Source organism: Pseudoalteromonas arctica (assembly GCF_012927645.1).
Lineage (GTDB): Bacteria > Pseudomonadota > Gammaproteobacteria > Enterobacterales > Alteromonadaceae > Pseudoalteromonas > Pseudoalteromonas arctica_A.
In genome coordinates, this window is sequence record NZ_JABBMT010000024.1 from 46,213 (window position 1) to 57,126 (window position 10,914).

General features: G+C 44.3%; 4 protein-coding genes. 1 reads left to right on the forward strand and 3 read right to left on the reverse strand.

What is annotated here, in order from left to right; translation table 11 throughout:
- Nucleotides 1-5 precede the first annotated feature (5 nt).
- Genes HHO47_RS14005 through HHO47_RS14015 form a run of 3 tightly spaced genes read right to left on the reverse strand, consistent with a single transcriptional unit; the run spans nt 6 to nt 5,604 of the window.
- Nucleotides 6-1,427, reverse strand: a complete 1,422-nt coding sequence (locus HHO47_RS14005; protein ID WP_169020851.1) for an HlyD family type I secretion periplasmic adaptor subunit — start codon at nt 1,425-1,427, stop codon at nt 6-8.
- Nucleotides 1,424-3,562, reverse strand: coding sequence for a type I secretion system permease/ATPase (locus HHO47_RS14010; RefSeq protein ID WP_169020852.1), 2,139 nt, complete (start codon nt 3,560-3,562; stop codon nt 1,424-1,426). The genes HHO47_RS14005 and HHO47_RS14010 overlap by 4 nt, the downstream gene beginning before the upstream one ends.
- Before the next feature lie 41 nt (nt 3,563-3,603).
- Complete coding sequence (locus tag HHO47_RS14015) at nt 3,604-5,604, reverse strand: TolC family outer membrane protein (RefSeq protein WP_169020853.1); 2,001 nt, start codon at nt 5,602-5,604, stop codon at nt 3,604-3,606.
- Between the two features lie 229 nt (nt 5,605-5,833).
- On the opposite strand from HHO47_RS14015, the gene HHO47_RS14020 reads away from it, so the two are divergent.
- A partial coding sequence (locus tag HHO47_RS14020; protein ID WP_169020854.1) for a retention module-containing protein occupies nt 5,834-10,914 on the forward strand: 5,081 nt, incomplete at its 3' end.

Consider the following 10,914-nt stretch of genomic DNA (forward strand, 5'->3'; position numbering starts at 1 on the left):
ATTAATTAACGCTCTGTCATTGCTAATGATGTTGCTCGTAATATAGGTTTAAATAAGTACTCCAACACGGTTTTTTTGCCGGTTATAATATCCACTTGAGTTGTCATTCCCGGAATAATTGTTAGGTTTTCGGCAAAGTGGCTTTTATCCGTTTTCAGCTGTACTAAATAAAAAGTGTTGTCTCGCTCATCAGTAATGGTGTCGGCACTAATTTGTATAACCTCGGCGCTTAGCCCGCCGTAGATAGCAAAGTCGTAGGCACTAAATTTGATCATTGCAGTTTGCCCAGGCCGTAAAAATGCGATGTCTTTGGGAGGGATTTTAGCTTCTACAATCAGTTGGTCATCCAGTGGTATTATTTCAAGCACATCACTGCCTGGTTGTAAAATGCCACCAACGGTATTGACCAATAGACGTTGCACTGTACCATTAACTGGAGAGCGAATTTCAGTTTGGGTGACTTTATCGGCTAAACCAGATTCAGTTTCTTTGATTGCATCTAGGCGCAACCGTGCTTCAGAAAGCTCATTATTCCAGCGGTTTATCATGGATAATTCGACTTCGTTTACTTTATTCTTCGCTTCATTAATAGCAGAAAGGCTACGATTAATAACAGCCTTAGTACGATTTATCTCACCATTTAAATCAACAGCTTGGCGTTCTAAACGAATGATATCGATATCAGATACGGCGCCTGAGTGTAGTAATGGGCGGGTTACCTGTAGTTCGCGGTTTATTAATCGTAAGGCATTGCTATGTTGTTGCAGGGCTGCTTGTGCTTCGATATGATCTTGACGGCGTTGCTCTAATTGGCGTTTATAAATGGCGACTTGTTGTTCAAGCTCTTGGTTATTACTGGTGTAAAGTGCTTGTTCGTGCATCACGACTCCCGGCGCATCAGCGGTGAGTTGAGTATCGAAAATTAACGGTTGTTTTTTAGTCTGAGCTTCAAGACGCGCTACTTTAGCGCTGAGTGACAACACTTTTGACTGGTTTTCTCTAAAGTTCGAAATATACCTTGTAGGGTCTATTTTTATTAATACATCGCCAGCATTGACTATTTGCCCTTCGCGGACATTAATTTGCTCTACCATGCCGCCATCGTAGGATTGGATCAGCTGTAATTTATGTGACGGGATCACTCGACCTTCACCACGAGCAACTTCATCTAGGTTTGCAAATGCAGACCAAATAATCAGTAATACCATACTTAAACAAATTAAATATAGCAGTAACTTGGCACTGGCTGGTTGCTGTTGCATTTTTTCCCATTGCGCATCGACCACCCAATCTTGACTATTAGGTGGGGATAACCAGCCTTTAAATAAGTTATTAAAGATTGATGGCTTTTGTCCTTTACTAGCCTCAATGGCACGACCGACAGACTCAAAAGAGCGTTGCTCTATAGTGATTTTACTTTTACTCATGAGGCACGCTCTACGGCTTGATTATTGAGAGACGCGATAACCTTGGCTTTTGCACCATCGGCGATAATTTTGCCATTATCAATTACGATAATACGATCGACTAACTCGAGTAATGAGGTTCTGTGAGTAACAACAAGTAAGGTTTTATCTTGGCTGTGTTGTTTTAAATTGGCGATGATTTTAGCTTCGCTATTATGATCCAGTGCGGAGGTTGGTTCATCAAGAATGAGTATGGGTGGGTCATTGATCAATGCTCGAGCTATTCCAACTGCTTGGCGTTGCCCGCCAGAAAGTAAGCGGCCTTGTTCGCCAACTTGCAGGTCAAAGCCATCAGGGTGAGAGTTAATTAAGTCGAATAATTGGCTACGTTCGCAAGCACTTATAATTTGTTCGTCTTTGGCATGCCATGCACTTAAAGTGATGTTGTCTTTGAGGGTGCCAAAAAATAGTGAGATAGTTTGCGGAACATAACCAATGTTATGGCGTAATTCTGCGGGATCTATTTGGTGTATATCGGTGTTATCAATTAAAATTGCTCCTGAGTTTGGCTCATGTAGCCCTAGAATTAATTTCTCTAGGGTGCTTTTTCCTGAGCCATTACGCCCTAAAATAGCGACTTTTTCACCTGCTTTAATTTTAAACGAAACTCCAGATAGCGCTTCGTTACTTTCATCTGAATACTTAAAATGCACGTCATGAAACTCTATATCACCACGTAGCACTGGGTGGCTTAACCAATGTTTGCCAGCAGGGCGCTCAACTTCTTTTTCCATGATTTCATTCAGCGAGTGCATGGCAATGGCTGCATGGTGAAATTGTGCCAATACCGCAGCTGATTGACCTATTGGCCCCATAGTACGTGACGATAATAAATAGGCGGCGATCAAGCCTCCTTGGGTTAAATCACCAGTAATAACTAAGTGCACCCCAATAATCATGATTATCACGCCAACACATTGTTGTAACCAAGTTGCAGAGCTTGCTATTGAACCAGAGATCAGCCGGCTCTGTGCATTAACCCGAGCAATATAAATAGTTGACTTTTCCCACGTAGCTTGGGTTTTACATTCACTATGAAAGCTTTTTACGTCTTCGATATTGGTGAGACTCTCAACTAAAATAGCATTACGCATAGAGCTGGCTTTCATAGTTTGCTCTGATAGTGCTTCTAACTTTCGGTGGGCGGCTAAGGCATAACATAGCAATATTATTGCCCCGACTATAATAGGAATACTTAACTCTACGCCAATGATTGCGATGACTGTGAGGTATAAAAATACAAAGGGTAAATCAACCAAAGCGATAAGTGTGATTGAGCTGAAAAAACTGCGTACAGCTTCAAATGATTGAATATTACTGGCGAATGAGCCCGCTGATATAGGTCGGTTTTTTAACTGCATCCCCAGTACTCGCTCCATAATAACTGCGGAAACTTTTACGTCGATACGACTTGCTGCGAGTTCGACAAAATAGCTGCGTACCAACCTTAAAATGAAGTCGGCGGTCAGTGCTATTAATACGCCAATGGCTAACACCCATAGTGTTTCAATAGCTTGATTTGGTACCACTCGATCATACACATTCATAACAAATAATGGCATCGCAATTGAAAGTACGCCTAATGCAATGGCTGAAATAATCACGTCTTTATACAAGGAGCGACATTCTTTTATCACGCCCCAAAACCAACCGTCTTTAGAGAGTTTTTGCAGCACTGGCGAGCGGGCATCAAAGGTGAATTCAGGACGTGTATAAATAATAATATCGGTGGCATTTTTGCTTAGATCTGTAATCTTCAAGGTTACTGCTGAATCGCTAAGTTCAGGATAAATAACTTCTACAGTATGTGACAGCTGATCAAGTGCTGTAATTATACAGGCTTGATTATTTTCTAGTAGTAAAATAGCGGGTAATAATGCCGTGTTGATTTTAACAAGTTGTTTATTTACAACTTTGGTTTTAAAACCAATACGCTTAGCTGCCCTTGAAAAACCAGAAGGAGTAAGGTTTCCTTGCTCAAGGGGGAGCCCATTAAGCAAGGTTCCACGAGAAAATTCACGGTCATGGTAGTGACATAAAATTGCTAAGCAGTCGACTAAAATACCACCATGGCCGATTTCATCATCTATTTCCATATAGCTTCCAATATTACTTTATATTGTTTAATTAGTTCAGGTTAAGAACTTGCCGCAGCAAAGCTATTGCCAGTTTCTGTGTCTGTGATCACCGCTTCAATACGGCGGTTAGCGGCGTTAGCTCGAACAGAGATCTCATTAATTCTTGGTTTATCTACTCCATAACCAAGTGATTTAACCCGTTTAGGCAAAACCCCATATTGTTGAATTAAAATTTCGGCGACTGAGAATGCGCGCTTTTCAGAGAGCTTTTTATTATACGGGGCGGGTCCTTCTAACGATGCATGCCCCTGGATTTCTACATTTTTAGATGGGTGAGATTTTAAAAAGTCAGCAAGACGCGCGATTTCTTGTAAGTACTCAGGGCGCACAACACTGGAATCAGCCACGAACGGAATACCGATCTCAACATTACTAGTATTACTGTTGTATTTAGTGCAGCCTTTTTCATCTACCTCAGTTAAGGTTGGGGTCGAAGGGCAATCATCTTGTTCGTTGGCAACACCATCATTGTCATCATCACTAAAAGTATTGCTATTTAAGCTCGGTGCATTGAGATAACTGGGCATTGCAGTCATGCTCATGTAAGCATTATCTTGCTGGGCTTTTTTTTGCAAAAACGCTTGCCGATTGATTGTTGCTGCAACATCGTATTTAGGGCAGATAAACTCGGCATTATGGGCAATAGCATCATCTGTTAATTCAGTGATTTTCGGGAATTTGTCTGATGTTACATTAAGTGTCGGAAGTAGTTTTCCCATTTCTGCTAGCATCGCTAATATGGCACTTTGGCGTTCATAAAGTGCTACTGTGTAGGAGCGGTTTGATTGGAATGACTCGTTTTCTGCATCTAACACATCTAATAAAGTGCGTTGGCCGATATCGAATTGATCTTTGTAGGCAACTTTTACTTTGTCTGATGAGCGGCGATGTTGGTCAAGGGCTGGTAATTTACTTTCAAGTACTTTGACATTGTTGTAAGCAACTTGCAGATTTTGACGAATTTCGATACAGGATTGATCTCGCTGATATTTTGCAATATTAACTTCTTGATAGGCTTGTTCTAAATTAGCGCTGTCGAGCCCCCCGTTATAGAGGTTATAACGTACATCAATCCCAACCCTGGCTTCAGTACGGGTTTGATTAAAACCAAGTTCATCGCGATCTTGGGAGCCATATCGGGCGGATAAATCAACCTTTGGATGAAAGGCGGATTTCTGCGATTGAGCATTTGCTTGCTGCGCTTCGATATTGTAGAGCGATGCATAAAAATTTGGGCTGTTTTTATAGGCAATATCAAGAGCCTGATTAATCGAAATGGGGATGCTGTCTTCATTTAATTTTGCTGCCACAGTGTCTTGCTGAGGAAGTTCGCCGACTATGCGTAAGTAGCGTGCGCTAACATCATGGAGATTTGCGTATTCAGTCATTACATTTGATTGTGCAAGTGATAGACGGCCGCTGATCTGTTCAAGATCGGCAGCTCTTGCAACTCCAGCACTAACACTTTGCTCAATTTGCTGATAAACCGATTCATGCTCTTGAAGGTTTTTTTGTGCCAGCTCAACTAACGTGGTGAACTTCTGTACATCAAGGTAGGCAACGCTTGCTTGCAGGGCGGTTTGCTCTGCTTGGGAGAGCATTTCAAAATAGCGAATGAGCTGAATTCGCTCAAAGCGTTTAACGGTATTAGATGTTTGGAAACCGTCATAGAGCATTTGTCGTAATGTTAACTCTGCGGTATTTCGATTGTATTCATCTTCTACGCCGTAGTTGCGCTTTTCATAGCCGGCACTGATTGATGCGTCTAGGGTCGGTAAATACCCAGATTGAGCTGCGTCAATGCCATAAACAGAGGCTTTAAATGCATGCCAGGCTTGCTGAACTTCTGGATTGCTAGCAATCGCTTTGTCGGCTACATAAGTTAAAGGCATGAGCGAAGTTTGTTCAGCATGAAGATGGGGGGTAAATCCATTTATAGCTAAAACCAAACCAATTAGAGTTGTTAATCTAGTACCAGTAAAGTTAGTTTTCTTAGCCATTTCGTCCTCTTAGGTCTAAGTTTATGAGCATTTAGGTTAGTTTTAGACAACTAAATCAATTAATGCAAATAGAACTTTGATAGAGCACAAAAATAAATTTATACCAATTTTTAATCTTTTAATACTATTTTAAAAATTCAAAACCTGTACTTTAGTCCAGTATCCTTTTGGCTGTGGTGTTCTAAATTTGAGTAATACAAAGGTATAACTCTTGATTAAAGGCAACAAAATGGACGCAAATCAATTATTGATCATAGACATTCAAGGCTCAGCTGGGATTGTTTTAGAAGATGGTTCAATTAGGGCGTTATCGTTGGGGGATTCGCTGACAGTTGGTGATGTTATTATCACCGCAGAAAACTCCTCGGTAATGATTGATATCAAAGGTATGTCTCTGTCTATTCCTGCTAATCAGCGGGTAAAGATCACCCCCGACCTTGTTGCAGAAACGACCCGAGATAGCTCAGAAACAACAATTTTTGATGCTAGTATTGATGATGCAATTGCCAGTTTAAATCAACCCAATAGTACAGATGAGACATCACCCTCTCCTTTAACTGAAGATGTCAGTGATTTTTTGAGTGCACTTGAAAGTGATGGTGATTTACTGGATACATTAGAAGCCACTGCCGCTGGTGGTAATGCTACAACTGGTTCTGGTGGTGGTACTTCCTTTGTGGAACTTGCACGTATTGCTGAGGGTATTGAGCCAAGTAGTTTATCTTTTGATGATAGTTTTACAGCTAACAATGATGACATTTTTTCTCTTCGTGATACGACCGGTGGGGTGGTGCCCGAAACTACATTAATTGGTAGTCTAGAGTTAAATGACATTGGCTTAATTAATAATCCGCAACCGATTATTTCAGGGACATCGACTAATTTAGAGGGTCAAACTGTATTAATTACAATCACCGATGCTTTGGGTAATGTACAAACGATCGATGTAGTTGTGCAACCTGATGGTACTTTCACCTCACCGGAATTAGAATCATTACCAGATGGACCAATTGTTGTTGAAGTTATAGCCACAGGCCCAGATGGTAATCCAATTTCGGATAATATTGCTGCCGATATTGATACCACAGCACCGCTTGTGGGTATTGATACGCTTGCTGATTCGGCATTGCCAGTGGTAGTAATTACAGGCTCTGTAGTCGGGCTGGTGGCCGGTGATGATGTAACGCTTACGGTGACTGATAGCAGTGGTCAAGTACAAACCTTTGTGACGCAAATTGATGATCAAGGTAATTGGAGTGTCACCACCGCAGCATTGGCTGAAGGCGCTTATGGTGTCCAAGCAAATGCGGTTGATGAAGCTGGTAACCAAGGTAATGCACAAACTACAGCCATTATAGATCTAACCGCACCAGTAATTGTGATTGATGCAATTGCTGATACTAATGATTCAACACCGACACTAACAGGCACTGTGAATGGTGTTGCAGTCGGCACACAAATATCGATTACGATTGTAGCTAGTGACGGCGTTGTACAAGCTTTAACTGCTACGGTTACAGCTGATGGCAATTGGTCTGTAGGGGTTGTTGATACACTGGCTGAAGGTCAATTTACAGTGACAGCAAGCGTCGCTGATAGCGCCGGTAACCAAGCCCAAGATAACGCAGTTGGTGTAATAGATTTAACCAATCCAGTCATTTCGATTGATCAATTGAACGATAGCAATGATCAACAACCGACGATTTCGGGTATTACCCAAGGGTTAGCTGCTGGAAGCCAAGTAATAGTTACCATTGTAGATAGTAACGGTCAGCAACAAACGGTGATCACACAAACAAATGCCAGTGGAGTGTGGAGTATCGCAGTGGCAAGTGTTTTAGCCGAGGGGCCATATTCGGTGACAGCCACAACGCAAGATACAGCAGGAAACACGGCTCAAGATACCGAAACAGGGCTAATTGATTTGACTGCACCGACGATTAATTTAGATCCACCGGCAAACTCGGCTGATGATACGCCGGTTATTTCCGGTCAAGTCAACGGTGTGGCCGTGGGTACTATGGTTACTATTGTAGTAACCGATGCAAATGGTGTGCAACAAACATTAATGACCAGCGTGCTTGCCGATGGAGGTTTTGCTATCGAAGTTGGCAGCGCACTCGCGCAAGGGAGCTACAGCGTTACTGCAACAGTGACAGATAATGCTGGCAATCAAGCTGCAGATACGCAAACCGGTATTATTGATTCGAGTTTACTATCAGTGACCATTGATGTGATTGGAGAAACAAACGACACTACACCAAGCATTTCAGGAACTAGTCTTAATGCTGTTGCGGGTGATACGGTCAGTGTATTGATAACTGGTTTTGATGGTCAAACACAACTATTAACAACACAAGTAGACAATAATGGTGATTGGAGTGTTACACCAACAATTGCATTAGTTGAGGGAGGGGTTAGTGTTACTGCCACATTAACAGACAGCTTAGGCAATATCGTGTCTGATAATGCAACGGGTATAATTGACATTACCGCTCCCATATTAACGATTGATAATTTAGATACAGTTAGCGATAGCACGCCGATCATTAGTGGTCAAACTGATGAACCAGCGGGCAGTGTTGTGAGCTTAGTTGTTACCGATGGTGTAAATTCACAAAACTTAACCGCGATAGTAAATACCGATGGCAGTTGGTCAGTAGAAGTACCTATTGCATTACAAAACGGCACCATTAATGTTGATGCAAGCATAACTGACATTGCAGGTAATCAAGCAACGGCCTCTGATGCCTTTATTTTAAATAGTAACGCACCAAGTATTAGTATCGATACGGTTGCTGATGGCAATGATGTAACACCAACCATTAGTGGTACGTCTGACGCTCCTGACGGCACACTTATCACCGTGGTAATTACTGATAGTAATAATAGCCAAACTCTGAACACAACCGTCATTGCAGGTGTGTGGAGTGTAGATGCAGAAGGTGCGCTTGCCGAAGGGGAATTTACGGTTGATGCAAGTATCACTGTAAATGGCTTAACAAGTGATGCCCAGGCAACGGGGATCATTGACACACTTGCGCCGACTTTTGATATTGATCCGCTTGCTGCAACGAACGATACCACGCCAACCATCACCGGTAGCAGTAATGAAATTGGTGGGCTTGTAAGTATCACTGTGACAGATGTAAACGGTGCGGTTCAAACTTTAACCGCGACGGTATTAGCTGATGGTACGTGGTCGGTTGATGTACCGACGCCGCTGGCAGAGGGCGCATTCCAAGTGGATGCCAGCGTGACCGATGCGGCAGGTAATACCGCCAGCGACACCGAAAATGGCGGAGTGATTGACACTCAAGCGCCAAGCTTTGATATTGATCCGCTTGCTGCAACGAACGACACCACGCCAACCATCACCGGTAGCAGTGATGAAATCGGTGGGCTTGTAAGTATCACTGTGACAGATGCAAACGGTGCGGTGCAAACTTTAACCGCGACGGTATTAGCAGATGGTACGTGGTCGGTGGATGTACCGACGCCGCTGGCAGAGGGTGCATACCAAGTGGATGCCAGCGTGACCGATGCGGCAGGTAATACCGCCAGCGACACCGAAAATGGCGGAGTGATTGACACTCAAGCGCCGACTTTTGATATTGATCTGTTATCTGATAGCAACGACACCACGCCTACCATCACCGGTAGCAGTGATGAAATCGGTGGGCTTGTAAGTATCACAGTGACAGATGCAAACGGTGCAGTGCAAACCTTAACCGCGACGGTATTAGCTGATGGCACGTGGTCGGTTGATGTACCGACGCCGCTGGCTGAAGGCGCATACCAAGTGGATGGCAGCGTCACTGATACGGCAGGTAATACCGCCAGTGACACCGAAAATGGCGGAGTGGTTGACACTCAAGCGCCGACTTTTGATATTGATCCATTATCAGATAGCAACGACACCACGCCAACCATCACCGGTAGCAGTGATGAAATTGGTGGGCTTGTAAGTATCACTGTGACAGGTGCAAACGGTGCGGTGCAAACCTTAACCGCGACGGTATTAGCTGATGGCACGTGGTCGGTTGATGTACTGACGCCGCTGGCAGAGGGTGCATACCAAGTGGATGCCAGCGTGACCGATGCGGCAGGTAATACCGCCAGCGACACCGAAAATGGCGGAGTGATTGACACCCTTGCACCGAGCTTTGATATTGATCCGCTTGCTGCAACGAACGATACCACACCAACCATCACCGGTAGCAGTGATGAAATTGGTGGGCTTGTAAGTATCACTGTGACAGATGCAAACGGTGCGGTGCAAACCTTAACCGCGACGGTATTAGCTGATGGCACGTGGTCGGTTGATGTACCGACGCCGTTGGCAGAGGGTACATACCAAGTGGATGCCAGCGTGACCGATGCGGCAGGTAATACCGCCAGCGACACCGAAAATGGCGGAGTGATTGACACCCTTGCGCCAAGCGTTACCATCGATGCACCCGCATTGACGAATGACAATACGCCAGTGGTAACAGGCACATCGGATCTAGCCAGCAGTGACATTGCGGTTACCTTTACGGATGCCAATGGCAGCCATACAGTGACAGTGCAAACCAATGGCAGTGGTAATTGGAGTGCCGAGGCCACGCAACCGTTAATTGATGGCGCATACACAGTGACTGCTAGTCTCACCGATGCAGCGGGTAACACAGGCAGTGCCAGTGACAACGGCGTGGTGGATACTATTGCGCCAGAGCTTACGTTTGTGCCAACGTTCTTACTAGGGCAACTAGTCTCTCTCAACGGTACTTCTGACTTACCGGCAGGCAGTACGATTACCATCACTGAAAACTTACTGGGCGGCGGTATTGGTGCCACGTATACCACCACCACGGATGCGAATGGTGACTGGACGCTTGTGGGCTTAACCATTCCACTATTAACAGTCGCCTCTGTGACTGCCAGTGCCACTGATGAAGCGGGGAATACACGCACTATTAACTCGACCGACTTTGATAGCACACCACCGACACTGACCGTCAGCGTTGATACACTCAGCAATGACAATACCCCAGCAATAAACGGGACGACGGATGCAGGGCAAGGTGCAGCAGTGACGGTGGTTGTTACCGATAAAGATGGCAACACTGAAACACTCACCGCCACCGTGGATGCCAATGGAAACTGGGCAATTAGCCCGACAACCCCGCTGCCTGATGGCACATTTAGTGTCGATGTCAGTGTTCGCGACAGTGTAGGCAACGAAACCACTGACTCAATTAGTGGTGTGATTGACACCACCGCACCGAGTCTCACTGTACAAGGGGTGGGTGCTGGCAGTGATGTCAC

Bases quoted from the DNA above. Each gene is read 5' to 3' on its own strand.
- HHO47_RS14005 (WP_169020851.1), bottom strand. From the start codon at position 1,427: ATGAGTAAAAGTAAAATCACTATAGAGCAACGCTCTTTTGAGTCTGTC.
- HHO47_RS14010 (WP_169020852.1), bottom strand. From the start codon at position 3,562: ATGGAAATAGATGATGAAATCGGCCATGGTGGTATTTTAGTCGACTGC.
- HHO47_RS14015 (WP_169020853.1), bottom strand. From the start codon at position 5,604: ATGGCTAAGAAAACTAACTTTACTGGTACTAGATTAACAACTCTAATT.